The following is an 18,543-nucleotide window of genomic DNA, read 5'->3' as shown; positions in this document are numbered from 1 at the left end:
GGAGGACAAGATTAGACCTTATTTGTCGTATACTTCATATTCACCCACCAGATCACCGAGATCGAGATCAGACTGAGAAGAACCGTAAACAACCCAACGAAGCCCTCATATGGATCCAGTACACTCGGCAGCCACGGATGGATGTCCATGACGTAATCGAGAAAATCATTATTCAGTGTCCACAGCGCAGCGATTCCCACCGGCAGAAGACTTAGCTTGTAAAAACGCGCATATAAAACAGATTCCACAGCCATGCCGGTGTGGGAAATGATCAGCATCACGTCTGTCCAACGCACTTCATTGCCCATCAACCAACCAGCCACGATAATGCAAACGGCCCAGACACCATACTTAAAATTGGTGATGCCAGCCAAAGCTTCCAGTACAGGAATGTGGCGACCCAACAAATAGGTAAGGAGTACAAGCGAAAAAAGTCCGCTACCTGTCGGGCTGTCCGGGACAAAAGGAATTAAATATGCTGGTGTCTCAGCCAATTGGTTACCATACCAGATAAATCCATATATGGTTCCCAAAAAGTTGACGAAGAACAGCGTCCAAAGAAACCACCTTTTGCCCAAAGATTGCCGAAACCACTCCCATATCCAGATCATCTATAATCGTCTCCCGCTGTGTACGCCGCTAACGAAAAAGCTGACCGCATTACCAGCCAGCTTTTCCCCTATTAGCTTATTTCAAGCCAGCCATGTATTCAGCTAGCTTTGCGATTTCTGCATCATCTTTGATCATACCGCCTGGCATTGCGCCTTTACCGTTCTTGATGACATCAGTAATCTTGGCTGCATCCAAAGTTGCACCGATTTTCTGGAGGTTTGGACCCATGCCACCCTCCATGTTTTTACCATGGCATCCCATACAGCTTGTTTGCGCTTTCCAAAGCGCATCTGCTGTAAAGCTGGTGTCAGCCGGAGCAGGTGCAGTTGCACTAGATCCTTGTTTGCCACCAGTTCCTTTCCCTTTATCTGGGTGAGCTAGATGATATTCATGGTTCGCTGCCCAAGTCAGGTAGAAAATACCAACGAGCGCAGTCAGCATCAAACCTGTAGCAACTGGACGTTTGCTAGGACGACGCTCTTTGCTGGTATCCAACCAAGGCGCCAACATCAGTGCACCAAATGCGATACCTGGTACGACAACGGTACCGAGTACGACCCAATCCCCTGCAGCCCAAGGATATTTCAGCATTTGATACAGGAACAAGAAGTACCAGTCTGGCAACGGAATGAATGAAGTATCATTCGGGTTTGCTTTGTCAGTTAACGGCGACGGGTGTGAAACCGTTAACACAAGGAAACCAACCAAGCAAACGGCTGCCACCATCCACTCTTTCAACAGGAAGTTTGGCCAAAACGGCTCGTTTTTACCTGGAAAGTCGGAGTAGGATGGAGAAATGTTTGGAATACGCTTCGCCGATACTCGGGAATCTCCGACGAAGGTAGCATCTTTATCTTGTTTTGCCATGCTATTTCCTCCTTTTTTCGAAGACCGATTATAGTGGACCCGAGATACCTTGCGAACGGATCATAACAAAGTGAGCTCCCAACAGACCAAGCAGTGCGCCTGGGAGGAAGAACACGTGAATCGCGAAGAAACGGGTAAGGGTTTGTGCCCCTAGAATGTCTCCGCCTGTGAGCAAAGTTTTCACATATGGTCCGATGAAAGGTACAGAGTCAGCGATCTGCACACCTACTTTGGTCGCAAAGTATGCGGTGTTATCCCAAGGCAAGAGATAACCTGTGAAACCGAGGCCCAGCATAACGAAGAAAATCAGTACGCCGACTACCCAGTTCAATTCACGCGGCTTTTTGTATGCACCTGTAAAGAATACACGCAGAGTATGTAGGAACATCATCACGATTACCAAGCTGGCACCCCAGTGATGCATACCGCGTACGATTACCCCGAACGCTACTTCGTTCTGGAGGTACTTAACGGATTCGTAAGCATTGATAACGTCTGGTACATAGTACATCGTCAAGAACATACCAGACAAGATTTGAATAACGGTAATAAAGAACGTAAGTCCACCAAAGCAGTAAACAAAAGCTGAAAAATGATGTGCCGGGTTCACGTGCTCAGGTACTTCGTGGTCAGCCAAGTCACGCCACATCGGAGTGATGTTTAAGCGCTCGTCGACCCAATCATACATTTTTTGCATCATTTTAGCCGTTCACCCCCGGACGAGGATTTGCTTTTACTTTACCTAAATACAATTTTCCATCTTTGACTTCTGTCTCATACTCATCAAGAGAAGCCGTCGGTGGCGTTCCCAAAATGTGCTCGCCATTGATCGAATAACGACCCATGTGGCATGGACAGAAGTACTCATTTGGTTGTCCTGGGCCAGTTCCCCAGTCAACCGTACACCCTAAGTGCTTACAGATCGGGGACAGAGCAAGAATCTCACCCTTGTCGTTCTTGGTAACCCATGCAGTAAGTGTAGATTCTGATTCATACCAACCGTCCTTGGTATGGACTTTGAATTCTACGCGTTTTGGCACGGCACTAAACTCATCCGGACTGCCGACAGCTACTTTATCTCCACCTGCATGTCCTTGCAGAAGGGGGTCTACCGCAAAGCGAATCATTGGGGTGATCATTCCCGCAGCAAGGAATCCGCCAGTTCCCATCAGGGCGTAGTTCAAAAATGTACGCCTGGAAATTTCGCGTTTGTCTCCCATATCTTTTTTCCCTCCTTATCCTGTAAAATAGCGCTACGATGGCATTTTCATACATATACACTAGGTCAATCCCAATCATAGCTAACGCCTATAAAGATGTCAAGAATGTCCAGTGGACATGTCTTTACCCAAACGATGTGTGACAGGATATTGTTGCCAGATTGTCAAATTTAAGACCTTGCCCCACCCATTTTTCTGTAGTATTACCGGAAAACGCTTTCTCTATTGCGTCTCTTTTCTATGTCAAAATGATTATCCCCGCCCGTTTTGCCACAGCTTGATGACCTCTTTGTACAGCACATCCACAGTCACTTCAAAACGCAATGAAGATTCCAGATCTTCATCCCCTACCAATAAGGTCAGCACACCTTCTTCCGCTCGGTCCTTTAATTGAATCTGTTCTCCGCGAAAATGAAGCAGTACTTTATAGGGGAATTCCGCTGGCGTTCGTTGATCTAGCTGCTCTTCTCCGATTTGATAGCTTAACGGAAATAGCAGCACACGTCCCTTGAGTCGCTGCTCAATCCCGGCGGCTACATTTAATAAGTAGTTCATGCGTACAACATGCTCTTCTACTTTTCTGTCCGAGTTGTACAAATAAAGAGGGAGCAGCGCGGTATCCACAAAGGACCGCAACTCCTCCCAGTTTTCAAAATCATTCAAGTTCCACTGCATAGAGCCGTCTCCTCATTTCCTTGTTCATTTCTGGAAATAAGCGTACCATGAATGGTTGGAGACTCGCAATAACGCAGACGATTATGTATTTAGGCTTGCTCGTAAGCCATGATTTCTTTTAATTCGTCTGTTAAGCGCAAAAACAGCTCTTTGTTTTTTGATGCAAGTGCCTCATCAATCTCCTGGATTAGCGTGCGCTTGCGGTATTGACGCATTTGCTCGTCGATCACCATTTCAGATAACAAACCGGAAACCATTTGATTGTTCGTTCCGTACGCGTTGGAATAGAAATTCGGCCACTCCATACCCATCCCTCACTTCAATAAAATAGTCGTTTCGGTAAAACCATTGTATTTTCGAAGCCAAGTCTGGCTCGCATACGTTGCGGTGTATAACCACTGCCCCTGTTCGTCTTGGCCGACGCGCAACAATCCTAGATGTACCATCATTTTGCATACCCGATTCACCAATATATCTGTAGGCGAATCGTAGTAAAACTCTTTCATCCAATGGAGCAGCGTGTCCATCAGCGATTGCTGACTTACCCAGCCACCCGACGCGATCATCGGAATGAGCTGAACCAGCATCGGCAAGTTCGGGACAGCCCGTTTGTACAGCCTCATCCAGAAGCGAATGACATCATGGTACAATTGATCGTTATACGGTTGCTCCAGTCGCTCCCTCCCTGCATCCGTTACTGCTACCTTGCCGTCCACTTCTACAATCCATCGGTGATAGTAGCAGAAATCATAGAGCAAGGAAAAACGGTCAGGGTATAAATCAAAATGCAGACCGTACCCAAAGCGCCATTTTTGCGGCAATAGCGGCTCTTCTTTTACGTACAAAAATTGAAAAAGCTGCTGCTGGTGACGTTTGTACATGCCACCTTCTGCGGTGAGCGGTACTGGCTCCTGCTGGAGAAATTGTAAAAATTGCATGATATCATCGCATAGTGCTGTTCCTTCATCCCTGTAAGCTTGCGGACCGGGATGAAGCAGTGCGTTTGACTCACGCCACTTTGTCAGCCACGCTTGCAAGTACGGCTCACGGATATCCAGCGGAATTTGATACTGCCCTACGGTTTTACTTTTCGCCGGAAAAATCCATCCTCGCTTCATTGCAGCTGCGACAAACTTCCGTCCTTCCTCCTGCTTTTTTTCCTTTTCACACTCCAGTGCCACCCCGGCTTTCGCCAACAAATCCTCAAGCGACATGACCGTTCGCTTGTCCAGGAACAATTGGAGCAAAAAATGGGTTTCTGCACTGCTCAGCTGCTCAACTTCTTGAGAGATTGTCAACCTGTGCCTCAAGCTAGACAACAGCGACGTAATCAATTCGTTTTTGGAATGAGGGTTGCATTCGCATCCGTAATGGTTGGCAATCTGATGGAGCTGCCGGATATCGGTGTACACCAAGATCTCAGCCAAGTTCATCTGTGCATCCCTTCTTTACGATGGCTTACTTGTCTCTCATTCTTGCCAAAATGCGGAAAAATAAACAGGAAGCCACCGAAGTGACTTCCTGTTTGTCTACTTTTTATTGTTCCTCGTCGGATTCATGGTCCCACAGATCATGAAGCTGCTGGTATTCTTTCGCTTCGTCATAACGTCCGGCTTGCGTCAAAAGGGCAATCAGCCTGCGGATTTGATCCAAATCGAATCCGGACAAAGACACATATTGCTTCAAAGCCTCGATAGCTGCTTCTGTTTTCCCCATCGAAAGATTCACATCAGCGGCTAATGGGTAAGCAGCTACATACTCCTCGTCGACCGCTTGCAAGCTGCTGACCAGTTCTGCTGCTTCATCTAGTCGTCCTACGTGGAATGCCATCAGTGCGCATCCGTAGAGTACTTCTGGCGAACGATCCATGACCAGCGCCTGACGGAATACGTGGTACGCCTGTTCGAATTGACCGCTTTGAGCGTACGAGCGCCCCTTCGTCAAAAGCATGGACAGACTTTCATCCCCGGCTTGTTCCAGGAGCTTCATTGCTTTCTCGTCTTCTCCAATACGGAAATACAAATTACCCAGCGCAGCCATAATATCTTGGTTGTCTGGCTCCTTTAGTCTTGCTTGCTCCAAATACTTGACCGCTACTTCATCCAAATCTTGGAGCGAATACAGATCCGCTAACAACAAGTCAAGCTGGATGCTTTCGAAGCCAGATTCTTTACATTCATAGAGAAGGTGTTGCGCCGTCTCAAAATCACTGGAATCCAAAGCAATCTCCGCTAACAGCAGCTGGCATTCTCTGCGCAAAGTGGAATCCATTTGCGGATTTTTAGCCATGACATCTGTCAGCAATTGACTAGCCTCTTCCAAATGACCGAGTCGATACCAGACCTCCGCCAAATACATCATGACATCCGGCAAATCTTTTCCATGCTCCTGAACCTTTTGTAGAGCGGTCAAGCCCAACTCCACTTCATCGTTTTCGATCCGCTTGATCGCTTCGTCTATGACATACAGCCACTTTTTCGGCATTTCTTTCACCTCATATGTATTTTGCGTGGCCTTGTTGCTCTACGTGCTTGCTGAACAACCACTCTAATAAAATAGCCACAAAAGACCGTCCGAAGACGGTCTTTTCTTTTACTCTTGATCATATACCATTATGCGCGCGTTAGCCAGCTCATTGTAAGAACAGTAATAAGGATTCCAAAAATACTAAGTACAATGCTGTAATTCGGCTTGGCTAATTCAGTAGAAGTCGGCTTTCCATCGAGCGGTACGATCGAAGCAGTAGCATGTTCCAGAGTGTCTCCTTGCGACGTATATGGCTGTGCTTCTACCACGTATGTACCGTCGTCTGTTTGCATGGAAGAAGAAATGACTTGCGCTTTTGGCGTGTTAATCTCCATGACTTCTCCATTAATAACGAGCGAATTTGCATGCTCTGTAGTACTTGTATTCACGTATAAAGTGAACGAAAAGACCATCAGCAACAAAACAGCTACACTCGCACCCATGCGTCGCATTCTCGCTGTGACGCTGAAAATTTTTCTGCCAATCGGGATCGCCCACTGCTCTTCCGATAAAATACGGGCCATCACCGCGTCTACAATGGAACGTGATGGAGTTACAGAATGGTATTCTTCTTTATCCATTTCCATCCACTCACCACTGTCCGACCAAATCTCATAGTCGGAACGACAGGCATAGCATGCAGCCATATGGTGATCAACCCGGCGTTGGGTCACCTCAGGCAACAGATTTTCGGCGTATTCAGGCAGTATTTCCTGAACTTCTTCACATCTCATCATCGATTCATCCCTTCAGCTTCATCCAAATGAGGGTCCAGGATGTAGTTTTCCAACTGTCCACGAATACTTTGCCGCGCTCGAAACAGTAGAGACTTCACAGAGCTCACTGTTAAATCCAGAATCGTAGCGATTTCTGTGTAATCCATTTGTTCGTACTCACGTAATATCAGTGCTGAGCGTTGCTTCTCTGGCAAACTGTTGATTGCCAGTCTTACCATGCTCTCCCGTTCATTCCGGAGCAGAACTTGCTCAGGCAGTGTCTTGGGAGATGCCATAGGCACTTGCAACGTATCATCCAGATACACGTCAGAATTGCGGCTCTTGCGCAATTCACTAAGTACGGAGTTGCGTGCAATCGTATAGAGCCAGGTGGAGAATGTAGCTTCTACATCTCGGAAAGAATGAATGCTCTTATACGCCTTGTAAAACGTCTCCTGACATATATCCTCTGCTATATGCTCTAAATGTGCCTGACGCAAAAGATGAGTGACAAATGAGAGGATCTTTTTTTCATATCGACGAATCAGTTCAGCATAGCATTCCAGATTACCTTCTTTAATCTCTCGGATAAGCTGGGAATCGGTCATGATCAGAGATTACCTCCTTGCGATTCCGATCCCTCAGCGGCCTTTTGCATAATTAGACTGCTGGGGATGTAAAAAGTTGCGCGACCTTACGATTCTTTTTCTCGTCTGTCTGCTGGAAACCATTCACGAAAAAACCCCCAAACTGGGGTTATATGACATAAGCGTAGGGCTTCGTGTTGATTAAGCACTTACCCATACCAATCAAAGGGATAAATCGCATATTTCGATATATCCATTTACCGTTCGACATAACAGATGTTGGAAGATGCATTTCACTAAAATTGAGAATAGTGGAAAGATCATTCTTTGTCAACCAGTTTTCCTTTTTCAGGAAAACGATATCAGCGTCTGCGCCAGTTGTCAAGCTTCCTTTTCGCGGATACAGTCCAATTGCTTTTGCAACATTTGTCGAAGTGAGCCTGACTAGTAAGCAAAGCAATTCTTCAGGCGTACACCAGCTCTTTCGTGTATCAATCCGCACATCGTGAATCGGAGACGCTACTTGCCAGCTCCCAAACCAATGACGATGTAATTGACGAAGACCTTGATCCGTCACTTCAGCAGGTAAACGAAAGATATGCAGGTACGGGTCATTTTCTTCAAAATGAAAGGCCGCTTGCGAATCTGTAATGACTGTGCGTAACCGCCAATAACGAGTAGCCTCCATCCAAATCTGTCGAATGAGTTCCCGTTGTTCTTTTTTTAAAAACGGATCATTTTGTACCTGCATGTGCAGGATCGTATGTTTAGACGTATGAAGTTGCAAAAGCGTTTCCCATTTTATTGTGGAAATTTCTTCTGGATTTCGAATCGTGACATGAAACGAAGAATAACCATGGTTAATCCACTCCGCTAAGCGGTCACCGTGAAGATCGGCGACATCGATTTCCACGTGCCAAACATAATCCAACAAGCTGTTGAAATGCTGAGTTTGTTGATAGTGAATTTGCGGTCTGCTCATCCAACGCTCTGGCCGGAAGACATCTACCAGGCTTGTACATCCCGATCTGATGAGATTTCGCATGGTTTCTATATAAACATCTACCTCTTTGATTTTATACAACGAATGTGTCGGGAGTGCGACGAAACCGGGCAAAAGATACATATCGGTAGCATCAATTTCTTCATATAAATCGTTGAAGGGGGTTTTCGTCAAGGTATCTTTGGCAATTCGTACAATTTTCCCATGACGGATCCAAATATCTGCTTCTTTTATTCCTAGTGCTGTAACAATCGTTCCCCCACGTATGACCATCCCTCGCTCCAGCATAGCTCGTCCCCCTCCCGCTTCTCATGCACACACTACCCTTGTACGAGCATATGCACAGAAAGGGGAAAAATTACTCATTCGAGCCAAAACGCTTTTTAAACAAAAAAAGACCGCCGTTGATGTAAGCGCATTCAAACGACGGTAGCACACACGTGCTTTCTTATATTGGATAGGAGTGGAGAGAAACCATACTGTAGTTTTATAATAAACGGAATGTAAGCGCTTGTCAAATCATTTTTGCTAAAATTCGGAACGCTTGTCTTTGCACCAAAAAAGAAGCCTGCTACCCTATAAAGGCACAGACTTCTCTTTCATTCTTTATGATTGGCTGATTTTCACAAGCAAATCATGGAAGCCAGGGAACGATACATCAATCGCCTCATCATTTTCGATTTTCGTCTCACCCTCGGCAACGAGACCCGCGATCGCCATCGCCATGCCAATTCGGTGATCCCCCATGCTATCGATGACTGCTCCTGTCAATCCAACCTTTCCTTCGATGATCATTCCGTCCTCTGTAGGTGTGACCCTAGCACCGAATTTGGACAGTTGACTAACCACCGTGGCAATACGGTCTGTCTCCTTTACTTTCAGTTCTTCGGCATCACGGATAACGGTTTGTCCTTTGGCCTGCGTTGCCATGACCGCAATCACCGGAATTTCGTCAATCAGACGCGGAATGATATCTCCCGCAATTTCAATACCGTGCAACTCCGAATGAGTCACGAGGAGGTCTGCAACCGGCTCTTCATTTACGACTCGCTCATTCAAAAGCTCCAGGCTTCCCCCCATCGCCTTGACAACATCGATAATTCCCGTACGGCTTGGGTTGATTCCGACATTTTCAATCAGAAGAGAGCTGCCTGGTACAACCATTACGGCAGCAATCAAAAAGGCAGCGGAAGAAATGTCACCAGGAACAGAGATGGCACGGCCCTTCAGCTTTTGTCCGCCTTCTACTGAAACGGTCAAGCCATCACGCACAACTTGCACACCAAATGCTTGCAGCATACGCTCTGTATGATCACGAGATAAATGCGGCTCTGTTACACTCGTCACACCTTTTGCCTGCAACCCGGCCAGCATAATCGCAGACTTTACTTGTGCACTTGCAACTGGAGATTGAAACGCGATCCCTTGAAGATCCCCGCCTCGAATGGATAACGGTGTGTACTCGCCGTCTTTTCTTCCATCGATTTTGGCACCCATTTGACGGAGCGGTCCGATCACACGGCGCATTGGTCTTTTGGCAATCGACTCATCGCCTTCCATCACCACATGGAAAGGCTGTGTCGCCATGATCCCTGCCAGTAAGCGAATGGTCGTACCGGAGTTCCCTACATCCAAATGTTGAGATGGTTCCTGCAAGCCATACCAGCCTTTTCCTTGTACAGTTACGGCATCTCCCTGTTGTTCAATCTCGATTCCCATCCGACGAAAGCAGCTAATCGTGCTCAAGCAATCGGCACCCGGCAAAAAGCCTTCAATGGTTGTCGTTCCTTCTGCTAGAGCTCCAAACATAACTGCACGATGGGAAATGGATTTATCTCCTGGCACACGAACGGTACCTTTGATTTGTTTGGCTTGTTGTACGCGAAGCATTGCTTCCACTCCTTCTCTTTCACGCTCTCCCAGATCATCAGTCGCACTGTGAAGCGTCTTCGTTGTAAAGTGTGTTTGCATAAAAAACTTTATGTGCGCTTGTATACATTGTAATCGAAAAAGCGAAGAACTTCCTCTCCCTTTTCCAACTCTTGCTGCGAATGGAACGTAATCCGTAGCACCCCATATACGTCTTCTCGTGTCTCTCTGATTTGAAGATTCGTGATGTTGATATCTCTTGCTCCCAATAGTGTCGTAATTCGTCCAATTTCACCCGGGTTGTCGGGGATATCGATATACAAATCGTTCAATGGAGGCAATGCACCCGTTTTGCGCTCAGGCAAGCTGTCGCGGAATTCTCGTGCCGTTTTGAAGAAATGCTCGATTCCTTCTGGATCTCCCTGTTCTACAAGGTGAACGACATCTTCCAATGCGTTGGCCCAATCTTTTGCAATTTTCAGGATCGGATCACGGTTTTGCAGTAAAATGTCACGCCACATCTGAGGATTGCTCGATGCAATGCGCGTAATGTCTCGGAAACCACCAGCAGCAAGCGTTGCATGCCAAGCATTTTCCTCTTCGTACCCTGCCACCAGATTGACCAGAGCAGAAGCGAGAATGTGCGGGAAATGGCTGACTGCACCCACGACCTGATCATGCGAAGCCGCGTCCATTTGCACGACTTTTGCGCGCGTCAGTGTAAGGAGATCAGACAATTGCTTTACTTTTTCTTCAGATGTTCCCGGCGCTGGTGTCAAAACATAATAGGCGTTTTCCATAAGACGGTCTGAAGCAGCTTCCACGCCGGATTTATGCGAGCCAGCCATCGGATGTCCACCAATAAACGTAACATGATCGGGAATGACATCCACCGCTTGTTTGACAATACCTGCTTTTGTACTGCCAACATCCGTAATGATGACACCTGGCTGCAGCTCCATTTCCACTAACGAGCGGATGGTTGCAACGATTTGCTCTACAGGTGATGCGAGGAAAATGACATTTGCTTCTCGAACGGCGGTCTGCAAATCAGTTGTGCCGGCATGAATGACGCCAAGAGTCAGTGCTTTATCCAAACAATCCTGCCGTAAATCGTAGCCGACTACCCGAATATTTGGATCACGTCGCATGGACAGCGCGATTGAGCCGCCAATCAACCCGACGCCGATGACAGTAATGGTGGTTTTGTTCATCTCCACTCTCTATCCTTCCTTCATCTCTCTTAGACAAAGATGCCGAGGCATGCCCGGCATCTTCGTCCTCTATTTCAATGCTCCAGTCACGATTTCTTTTAAGACAGAAAGAATCTTATCATTTTGCTCTTTGGTCCCGATCGTAATACGTTGAAAACCTGGGAAGCCTAATGCATTACCAGAGCGAACGATGATACCTTGAGAGAGCAGCTTTTTGAATACCTCATCGGAATCCTTTTTCAAATCAACCAAGATGAAGTTGGTTTGTGATGGATAGTAGGAAAGCCCCCACTCGTCAAAGGAATCGGTAAACTGCTTCATGCCTTCACGGTTACGATCGCGGCATGATTTCACAAATTCCTGGTCTTGTAACGCAGCACGTGCTGCTACTTGGCCAAGTGTGCCTGTATTGAACGGCTCACGCACATGTTCCAGAGAGGAAATGAGCTCTTCTGACGCGATCCCGTAGCCGATACGAAGCGCAGCCAGACCGTAGATTTTGGAGAACGTACGCAAAATAATCAGGTTCGGATACTCCGCGAGCATCGGTACTGTTTGTGGATATTCTGGATCAACCACATACTCGTAGTAAGCCTCATCCAAAACGACGAGCACATTTTTGGGAACCTTTTTCATAAAAGCTTCCAACTCGGTTGTTGTTACAATCGTGCCAGACGGATTGTTCGGGTTACATACCCATACGACCTTTGTTTGCTCGTTGACGGCAGCCGCCATCGCTTCGAGATCGTGAACGCCATCTTTCAACGGCACCTCAATCAAGTCTGCTCCTTCAATAATCCCATTTGAGCGATATTGCGAGAACGTTTGCGTCGCCATGACTGCATTTGTTCCTTCACTCAAAAAAGCACGAGAGATCATCAACAGAATTTCATCAGACCCGTTGCCGAAAAACAATTGGCCTGGTTTGACCCCGAGGAAGTCAGCAAGATCCCAGCGTAGATTAAGGCTTGCTCCGTCTGGATAAAGGGCCAAATTGTCCAACTGTTCCGCAATGGCGGCTTTGGCCTTCGGTGAGGAACCAAAAGGATTTTCGTTGGACGCCAGCTTGATGACTTCAGTCAAACCATATTCACGTTTCACGTCATCAATGGGCTTGCCAGGTTGATATACCGGGGCATTGAGTATGCGTTGTTTCGGTTGCATCCACGTTCACTCCAGTCACATTTTTCCCACTATTGTAGCGCACTGGCTAACTGATGTACAAAGGTTTTTATTTTTTCTACAGCTTGTGGCATCTGTTTTGGGTCTTTCAGTTGCTCAGCATGTTCCTCGATTTGCTGAACAATGGCACTTCCCACAATGACACCATTCGTATGGGGGGCTACTGCTCGTACCTGATCCGGCGTGGATATTCCGAAGCCTACCGCCGTAGGAACCGATGTGCTGGCCTTTACTCGTTCCAGAAAATCTGCCAAATCCTCTCGCAGGTCCGCGCGGGCACCCGTCACACCAAGCGACGAAACACAATAAAGAAATCCGGTTGCTTGCTCGCCGATCGTATTGATTCTGGAACTGGAAGTTGGGGCCACGAGCGAAATGACATGAATGCCATGCTGTTTTGCCGCGGTTACTGCTGGACCATTTTCCTCAATCGGCAAATCAGGAATGACAACACCGTCAGCACCATACGCAGCGAGATCGGCAAAAAAGCGCTCGATACCATATTGTAAAACTGGATTGAAGTAGGTGAACAGGACAACGGAAGCCTCCATACCTGATTCGCGGAGCCTTTTGACCAATTGCAAGGCATCACCGATCGTCACGCCATTTTTCAGTGCGCGCTCAGAAGCCCGTTGTATCGTTGGGCCATCTGCTAAAGGATCGGAGTAAGGGACGCCGAGCTCGATAAGATCTGCTCCTGCTTCGACCATCGCTTTTACGAGTTGGAAAGTTGCTTCTATGGAAGGATCGCCTACCGTTAGAAATGGAATGAATCTTTTGCGATCACGATCCGCGAATAATTGATCGATTCTATTCAGAACTGTCGCCATGATTACTCTCCCCCTTCTGTTGTCAGCGCTTCTTGAATAGTCAGTACGTCCTTGTCGCCTCGACCAGATAAACAGATAACCAGTATTTTGTCTGAAGACATCTCTTTCGCCCGTTTTATCGCTTCAGCTATCGCATGTGCGCTCTCCAGCGCCGGAATGATGCCTTCCGTTTGGCAAAGCACTTGTACTGCCTCGAGTGCTTCCGCATCTGTTACGGATGTATAGGTCACTCTTCCACTGTCTTTAAGATAGGCGTGCTCGGGTCCTACCCCTGGATAATCCAAGCCAGCCGAAATCGAATGCGCTTCTTGCACCTGTCCGCATTCATCCTGCAACAAGTAAGTTAAGGAACCGTGGATGACTCCCGGGCGCCCAAGCGTTAGCGTTGCCGCATGCTTTTCGGTATCGATTCCTTTCCCTGCCGCTTCTACCCCTCTGAGCGCGACAGACTCATCCTGAATGAACGGATAAAACATGCCAATCGCATTACTGCCGCCACCGACGCAAGCAACAACCTCATCTGGAAGCCTTCTGAGCATTTGCAGAACTTGACTGCGCGTCTCTTCTCCAATAATTTTTTGGAATTCGCGAACCATGTACGGGTATGGATGTGGACCAACAACAGATCCGATGACATAAAACGTTTCATCTACGTGAGAAACCCAATGACGAATCGCTTCATTTGTCGCATCCTTAAGAGTACGAGAGCCGGATACCGCAGGGATAACTTCGGCACCAAGAAGCTTCATCCGAAAAACATTCAACGACTGGCGACGAATATCTTCTTCCCCCATGAACACTTTGCAAGAGAGTCCGAGCTTTGCCGCAACGGTTGCACTTGCCACTCCATGCTGACCAGCGCCTGTTTCAGCAATAATTGATTTTTTGCCCATGCGCTTGGCAAGCAATGCTTGGCCCAAAGCATTGTTCAATTTATGTGCTCCCGTATGGTTGAGATCTTCTCTTTTCAAATAGATTTGGGCGCCACCGACCTCATTCGTCAAACGCTCTGCATAGGTGAGCGGGGTTGGGCGTCCAGCATACTCGCTGAGCAGTCCATTCAATTCTTGAACAAATGCAGGGTCACGACGTGCTTCTTCAAAAGCGATCTCGAGCTCTGTCACCGCGTTCATCAAGGTTTCCGGAATAAACTTGCCTCCGAAGGCACCAAATCTTCCGTTTTCGTCAGGCACGACTCGCGTAGTTGTTTGAATGTTGTTCATGCGCCTTCACCCTCTCCACCAATGTTTTAATTTTCTCGGCGTCTTTTTCGCCACCTGTCTCTACTCCACTGGACACATCGACTATCCCTGCTCGATATTGTCCCGTTAATTCTCCGACATTCTCCGCATGAATCCCTCCAGCAATGATGCAGTCTGCTTCCTCGCATGCTGCTTGCAAAGTCGGGATTTGCTCCCACGAAAACTTTTTCCCTGTGCCACCTGCTTGACCAGGGTCATACGTATCAAATAGAAAGGCACTGACAATGCCTCGATAGGTTTGGATCTCTTGAGCAGCATCCGCTTCACCGCCAACTGCCAATGCCTTCCACACCGGTATAGCAAACCGCTCCCGAACTTGCTGGCAAAATTGTGGCGTCTCCTGTCCATGCAATTGGATCACGGATAACGGTGCCTCGCTAAGCACATTCTCCAGCTCTTCCATCGTCGGATTAACGAACACACCAACAGCAGGAGGATGGCCCGGTACGGCTGCAAGCAATTGTCCAGCAGTTTGCGCATCTACTTGTCGCTTACTTGGGGCAAAAACAAGGCCTACGTAATCGACTTCCAGCTCTTTTAACAGCGCAAGTGTTTCCGCTCGCTTAATTCCACATATTTTCAAACGAGTCATACACTCACCCCCGGTGCTGCTTCTCCCACTAGATCAATGACTGCGCGCTCTACGTCTGTTTGGCGCATGAAATGCTCTCCAACCAGCACAGCCCGGGCACCTGCACTTCGTACATTCTCAATATCCGCTGGTGTCGAAATCCCACTTTCGCTCACGATTGTCAATGACGCAGGCAGTTCTGCAATCAATTCATGCGTAACGGCCAGGTCAGTCTGAAACGTATTTAAGTTTCGATTGTTGATCCCGAGCAATTTGGGTTCCATTGCTTGAAAAACAAGCTCGCACTCTCGTTTGTCATGGACCTCAACCAGTACATCCATGCCTAGATCCTCGGCAGTTTGGTTCAGGTGGCGAAGCGTTTCCCGATCGAGAATGGCAGCAATGAGCAACACGCAATCAGCGCCTGCTGCTCTTGCTTCCACGACTTGAATTTCATCCAGAAGAAAGTCTTTTCTGAGTAACGGACGATCAATTGCTTCGTGAATTTGCCGTAGATAGCTCAAGCTCCCTTGAAAAAAGGACTCGTCTGTCAAAACAGACAAGCATTCTGCGCGAGCGGCCTGATAAGCCTTCGCGATGGTTACTGCCTGGAAATCAGGTCGGATTAACCCTTTTGAAGGGGATGCTTTTTTCACTTCAGCAATCACGCTTACAGGCCGTACGCTCGTCTCCAATGCTTGACGAAATCCGCGTGGACGCTGGACTTCCTTCGTTGCCAATAGCAATGCTGAAACCGTTGTTTCTGTATAAAGACGTGCGATCTCTTCGCGTTTCTTTTCTACGATTTTACGAAGCATGAATCATACCTCCTGCAATGTGACGAACGTGCTCGAGCTTTCGCATGACCAGTCCGCCGTCGATCAGTTCCGCTGCACGTATAACCCCTGTTTCAATCGAGCTAACTCGATCTGCGAGGTAGAGGATCGCGCCCGCATTCAGCAAAACGATATCGCGTGCTGCCCCACGTGCGCCGGAAAACACGTCGTGAATGATCTTCGCATTCTCATTGGCATCACCGCCACGCAACGCATCCTTTTCATGTCTGCGCAAACCGAACTGCTCTGGCTCGATTTCATATGTCAAAATCCGCCCATCCCGCAACTCGGCAATATGGCTCGTTCCCGTGACGGTTAATTCATCCAGTCCATCCGAGCCTGCTACAACGAGCGCTCTGTTCACATCGAGCTCGTGTAAGACTGCGGCTACACTTGGAAGCAGCTTGGCATCGTACACGCCCATCAGCTGATGGCTGGCGCCTGCTGGATTCGTCAATGGTCCCAGTAAATTAAACACCGTACGAATCGCCAATTCTTTTCGCGGTCCAGCCGCATGCTTCATCGCTTGGTGGTACAGGGGAGCGAACAGGAAGCAGAGATTGGTCATACGCAGGCAGTCTGCGGCGTCTTTTGGAGATAAATTGACGGGCACTCCCAACGCTTCTAACACATCCGCACTACCGCTTTTGCTGGAAACCGCTCGATTCCCGTGCTTGGCGATGCGTACACCGTCCGCTGCTGCGACAATTGCACTCGCCGTCGAAATGTTAAAGGTATGACTTCCATCTCCACCTGTACCGCAAGTGTCTACCAGACCTGGCAGATCGATCGGAAAACTCATCGCCCGCGCTCTCATGGCTTTGGCAAAACCGATAATCTCTTCCACTTGCTCGCCCTTCAAGCGAAGACTCGCTAAAAATGCACCAATCTGAGCCGGAGTTGCCTTTCCGTCCATAATCTCGCCCATGGCCTCTTCTGCAACCGTCCGTGTTAAGTGCTTCCCAAGCAGAATTTGTTCCAGCGCGTATGTTAGCATGACAACTCCACCTTTCTGACAAACAACTGTTCCGCTCTTTCTAACGCAGAGAGCATCGCTGCTGCTTTGTTCACCGTCTCTTGATATTCACTCGCAGGGACCGAATCCGCTACGATGCCTGCACCTGCCTGTACATGCGCGTATCCATCCTGAAAGAACAACGTTCGAATCGTGATGCAGCTATCGAGTGAACCATCAAACGAAATGTAGCCAATTGCTCCCGCATACAGATGACGTGCATCAGGTTCGAGCTCTGCAATAATTTCCATCGCCCGCAGCTTGGGAGAACCAGATACTGTACCAGCCGGAAAAGCACTCAGCAATGCATCGAAAGCGTGGAGTCCCTCACGAAGCTTGCCGGTCACATGCGAAACCATATGCATCACATGGGAGTAGTTTTCAATCACCAATGCTTCTTCCACTTTCACGCTTCCGTATGCAGAGACCTTTCCTACATCGTTGCGTCCTAGATCCAGCAGCATGTAGTGCTCGGCTCTCTCCTTTTTATCTGCCAAAAGATCAGCCGCCAACACAGCATCTTCTTGTGGGGTTGCCCCTCTTTTCCGCGTTCCTGCAATCGGCCGCATCTCTACTTTTTCATCTTCCACACGCACGAGTAGTTCTGGTGAAGTCCCGACGACTGTCTCGCCCTCGTATTCGAGATAGTACATATATGGGGAAGGGTTCAACGTACGCAGCAATCGATATACCGCAAAAGGATCGACATCTGTCTTTACGGAAAAACGTTGGGACAACACGACTTGAAAAATGTCGCCGGCTGCGATGTATTCTTTCGCCTGCACGACTAGCTGCTCGTATTGTTCACGCGTCATATTTGGCTGTACTGTCAATGGCGCTGGTGTATCTGCTGCTACTTGAATGCGTTGATCCATTTCAAGCGGAGCCGAAACTTTGGTAGCCATCTCCTCGATTCGTTCGCAAACTTGCTTGTATTTTTCGCCAATAATGTCTTCGGTGTCGCCTGGCTCCACATGGAGGTTCACAATCAATTGAATTTCTTGCTTCAAATGATCAAAGGCGATCATCTCATCAACAAACAGAAAGCGCATATCCGGCACTCGTACAGCTTCCTTGCGATGTGCTGGCAAATTTTCGAAGTAGCGTAGCGTATTGTAACCGAAAAAGCCTACCGCACCACCACTGAGACGAGGCAGCCCGGGTAGCTTCGGGCTTTTGTAGCGATCGGTTTCTTCACGCAAAAAGGAGACGGGATTTCCTGTCTGGACAAGCTTTTCACCTGTGCGATAGGAAACGGTGATTTCTTCACCCTTTGCTTCTACGATTTGAAAAGGATTCATGCCAATGAACGAAAAACGCGCCCAACGCGCACCACCTTCTACGCTCTCCAGCAAAAAGGAATCACTTTTACGAATCTTCTGATACAAGCGAATCGGTGTCTCCTGATCCGCTAACAGTTTCATGCTTACAGGAATAAGGGAATACGACGCCGAGAGGGTCTTAACCTCGGCAAGGGAAGGGAAATACATGGACTCTCATCTCCTCAATTAGTGGGAGAGAAAAGGGAATGAGGCATCCACCTTTTCTACACCCGCTT

20 protein-coding genes are annotated in these 18,543 nt (G+C 48.0%); all 20 read right to left on the bottom strand.

What is annotated here, in order from left to right; translation table 11 throughout:
• Nucleotides 1–11: 11 nt before the first annotated feature.
• On the bottom strand, nucleotides 12–611 hold the full coding sequence (locus AB432_RS13180; RefSeq protein ID WP_048032657.1) for a DUF1405 domain-containing protein: 600 nt from the start codon (nucleotides 609–611) through the stop codon (nucleotides 12–14).
• Between the two features lie 76 nt (nucleotides 612–687).
• Nucleotides 688–1,479, bottom strand: coding sequence for a menaquinol-cytochrome c reductase cytochrome b/c subunit (locus AB432_RS13175; RefSeq protein WP_048032656.1), 792 nt, complete (start codon nucleotides 1,477–1,479; stop codon nucleotides 688–690).
• Nucleotides 1,480–1,507: 28 nt separating this feature from the next.
• Entirely contained in the window at nucleotides 1,508–2,179 is a 672-nt protein-coding gene (qcrB, locus tag AB432_RS13170) for a menaquinol-cytochrome c reductase cytochrome b subunit (RefSeq protein WP_012686173.1), read from the bottom strand.
• Nucleotide 2,180: 1 nt separating this feature from the next.
• Complete coding sequence (locus AB432_RS13165; RefSeq protein ID WP_007716590.1) at nucleotides 2,181–2,699, bottom strand: Rieske (2Fe-2S) protein; 519 nt, start codon at nucleotides 2,697–2,699, stop codon at nucleotides 2,181–2,183.
• Between the two features lie 252 nt (nucleotides 2,700–2,951).
• A complete protein-coding gene (locus AB432_RS13160; protein WP_048032655.1) occupies nucleotides 2,952–3,374 on the bottom strand; it encodes a DUF2487 family protein in 423 nt (140 codons plus the stop codon).
• Nucleotides 3,375–3,463: 89 nt separating this feature from the next.
• On the bottom strand, nucleotides 3,464–3,679 hold the full coding sequence (locus AB432_RS13155) for an IDEAL domain-containing protein (protein ID WP_007716588.1): 216 nt from the start codon (nucleotides 3,677–3,679) through the stop codon (nucleotides 3,464–3,466).
• Between the two features lie 9 nt (nucleotides 3,680–3,688).
• Nucleotides 3,689–4,807, bottom strand: coding sequence for a hypothetical protein (locus tag AB432_RS13150; protein WP_048032654.1), 1,119 nt, complete (start codon nucleotides 4,805–4,807; stop codon nucleotides 3,689–3,691).
• A gap of 103 nt (nucleotides 4,808–4,910) precedes the next feature.
• Nucleotides 4,911–5,858 (bottom strand): tetratricopeptide repeat protein, encoded by a 948-nt coding sequence (locus AB432_RS13145; RefSeq protein ID WP_048032653.1) that lies wholly within the window; start codon nucleotides 5,856–5,858, stop codon nucleotides 4,911–4,913.
• 128 nt (nucleotides 5,859–5,986) lie between these two features.
• Nucleotides 5,987–6,637, bottom strand: a complete 651-nt coding sequence (locus tag AB432_RS13140) for a zf-HC2 domain-containing protein (RefSeq protein ID WP_048032652.1) — start codon at nucleotides 6,635–6,637, stop codon at nucleotides 5,987–5,989.
• A complete protein-coding gene (locus tag AB432_RS13135; RefSeq protein WP_007716581.1) occupies nucleotides 6,634–7,224 on the bottom strand; it encodes an RNA polymerase sigma factor in 591 nt (196 codons plus the stop codon). Before AB432_RS13135 ends, AB432_RS13140 begins: the two co-directional genes overlap by 4 nt.
• A gap of 148 nt (nucleotides 7,225–7,372) precedes the next feature.
• A complete protein-coding gene (locus AB432_RS13130) occupies nucleotides 7,373–8,494 on the bottom strand; it encodes an amidohydrolase family protein (protein WP_048032651.1) in 1,122 nt (373 codons plus the stop codon).
• 318 nt (nucleotides 8,495–8,812) lie between these two features.
• Nucleotides 8,813–10,096, bottom strand: a complete 1,284-nt coding sequence (gene aroA, locus AB432_RS13125; RefSeq protein ID WP_048032650.1) for a 3-phosphoshikimate 1-carboxyvinyltransferase — start codon at nucleotides 10,094–10,096, stop codon at nucleotides 8,813–8,815.
• 89 nt (nucleotides 10,097–10,185) lie between these two features.
• On the bottom strand, nucleotides 10,186–11,289 hold the full coding sequence (locus AB432_RS13120; RefSeq protein WP_048035791.1) for a prephenate dehydrogenase: 1,104 nt from the start codon (nucleotides 11,287–11,289) through the stop codon (nucleotides 10,186–10,188).
• A gap of 69 nt (nucleotides 11,290–11,358) precedes the next feature.
• Nucleotides 11,359–12,453 carry a histidinol-phosphate transaminase gene (hisC, locus tag AB432_RS13115; RefSeq protein ID WP_048032649.1) on the bottom strand — a complete coding sequence of 365 codons (1,095 nt, stop codon included), beginning with the start codon at nucleotides 12,451–12,453 and terminating at the stop codon, nucleotides 11,359–11,361.
• A gap of 29 nt (nucleotides 12,454–12,482) precedes the next feature.
• On the bottom strand, nucleotides 12,483–13,301 hold the full coding sequence (trpA, locus tag AB432_RS13110) for a tryptophan synthase subunit alpha (RefSeq protein ID WP_048032648.1): 819 nt from the start codon (nucleotides 13,299–13,301) through the stop codon (nucleotides 12,483–12,485).
• A gap of 2 nt (nucleotides 13,302–13,303) precedes the next feature.
• Nucleotides 13,304–14,524, bottom strand: coding sequence for a tryptophan synthase subunit beta (gene trpB / locus AB432_RS13105; RefSeq protein ID WP_048032647.1), 1,221 nt, complete (start codon nucleotides 14,522–14,524; stop codon nucleotides 13,304–13,306).
• Nucleotides 14,487–15,155, bottom strand: a complete 669-nt coding sequence (locus AB432_RS13100; RefSeq protein WP_048032646.1) for a phosphoribosylanthranilate isomerase — start codon at nucleotides 15,153–15,155, stop codon at nucleotides 14,487–14,489. The genes trpB and AB432_RS13100 overlap by 38 nt, the downstream gene beginning before the upstream one ends.
• Nucleotides 15,152–15,952 (bottom strand): indole-3-glycerol phosphate synthase TrpC, encoded by an 801-nt coding sequence (gene trpC / locus AB432_RS13095; protein ID WP_048032645.1) that lies wholly within the window; start codon nucleotides 15,950–15,952, stop codon nucleotides 15,152–15,154. The genes AB432_RS13100 and trpC overlap by 4 nt, the downstream gene beginning before the upstream one ends.
• The gene (gene trpD / locus AB432_RS13090; RefSeq protein ID WP_048032644.1) at nucleotides 15,942–16,967 is read right to left on the bottom strand and encodes an anthranilate phosphoribosyltransferase; all 1,026 of its coding nucleotides are present in this window, start codon (nucleotides 16,965–16,967) and stop codon (nucleotides 15,942–15,944) included. The genes trpC and trpD overlap by 11 nt, the downstream gene beginning before the upstream one ends.
• Nucleotides 16,961–18,475 (bottom strand): anthranilate synthase component I, encoded by a 1,515-nt coding sequence (trpE, locus tag AB432_RS13085; RefSeq protein WP_048032643.1) that lies wholly within the window; start codon nucleotides 18,473–18,475, stop codon nucleotides 16,961–16,963. Before trpE ends, trpD begins: the two co-directional genes overlap by 7 nt.
• Between the last annotated feature and the right edge of the window lie 68 nt (nucleotides 18,476–18,543).

The sequence above is a fragment of the Brevibacillus brevis genome (genome assembly GCF_001039275.2).
Classification (GTDB): Bacteria; Bacillota; Bacilli; order Brevibacillales; family Brevibacillaceae; genus Brevibacillus; species Brevibacillus brevis_C.
The sequence above is the reverse complement of the archived record's forward strand: the minus strand, read 5'-3'. Positions and strand labels throughout refer to the sequence as shown.

Coding starts and splice junctions, on each gene's coding strand:
- AB432_RS13175 (WP_048032656.1), bottom strand. CDS start 1,479: ATGGCAAAACAAGATAAAGATGCTACCTTCGTCGGAGATTCCCGAGTA.
- AB432_RS13180 (WP_048032657.1), bottom strand. CDS start 611: ATGATCTGGATATGGGAGTGGTTTCGGCAATCTTTGGGCAAAAGGTGG.
- trpC (WP_048032645.1), bottom strand. CDS start 15,952: ATGCTTCGTAAAATCGTAGAAAAGAAACGCGAAGAGATCGCACGTCTT.
- hisC (WP_048032649.1), bottom strand. CDS start 12,453: ATGCAACCGAAACAACGCATACTCAATGCCCCGGTATATCAACCTGGC.
- trpE (WP_048032643.1), bottom strand. CDS start 18,475: ATGTATTTCCCTTCCCTTGCCGAGGTTAAGACCCTCTCGGCGTCGTAT.
- AB432_RS13140 (WP_048032652.1), bottom strand. CDS start 6,637: ATGATGAGATGTGAAGAAGTTCAGGAAATACTGCCTGAATACGCCGAA.
- trpD (WP_048032644.1), bottom strand. CDS start 16,967: ATGCTAACATACGCGCTGGAACAAATTCTGCTTGGGAAGCACTTAACA.
- AB432_RS13100 (WP_048032646.1), bottom strand. CDS start 15,155: ATGACTCGTTTGAAAATATGTGGAATTAAGCGAGCGGAAACACTTGCG.
- trpB (WP_048032647.1), bottom strand. CDS start 14,524: ATGAACAACATTCAAACAACTACGCGAGTCGTGCCTGACGAAAACGGA.
- AB432_RS13145 (WP_048032653.1), bottom strand. CDS start 5,858: ATGCCGAAAAAGTGGCTGTATGTCATAGACGAAGCGATCAAGCGGATC.
- qcrB (WP_012686173.1), bottom strand. CDS start 2,179: ATGATGCAAAAAATGTATGATTGGGTCGACGAGCGCTTAAACATCACT.
- AB432_RS13130 (WP_048032651.1), bottom strand. CDS start 8,494: ATGCTGGAGCGAGGGATGGTCATACGTGGGGGAACGATTGTTACAGCA.
- AB432_RS13120 (WP_048035791.1), bottom strand. CDS start 11,289: ATGAACAAAACCACCATTACTGTCATCGGCGTCGGGTTGATTGGCGGC.
- AB432_RS13165 (WP_007716590.1), bottom strand. CDS start 2,699: ATGGGAGACAAACGCGAAATTTCCAGGCGTACATTTTTGAACTACGCC.
- AB432_RS13150 (WP_048032654.1), bottom strand. CDS start 4,807: ATGAACTTGGCTGAGATCTTGGTGTACACCGATATCCGGCAGCTCCAT.
- trpA (WP_048032648.1), bottom strand. CDS start 13,301: ATGGCGACAGTTCTGAATAGAATCGATCAATTATTCGCGGATCGTGAT.
- AB432_RS13155 (WP_007716588.1), bottom strand. CDS start 3,679: ATGGAGTGGCCGAATTTCTATTCCAACGCGTACGGAACGAACAATCAA.
- AB432_RS13135 (WP_007716581.1), bottom strand. CDS start 7,224: ATGACCGATTCCCAGCTTATCCGAGAGATTAAAGAAGGTAATCTGGAA.
- AB432_RS13160 (WP_048032655.1), bottom strand. CDS start 3,374: ATGCAGTGGAACTTGAATGATTTTGAAAACTGGGAGGAGTTGCGGTCC.
- aroA (WP_048032650.1), bottom strand. CDS start 10,096: ATGCTTCGCGTACAACAAGCCAAACAAATCAAAGGTACCGTTCGTGTG.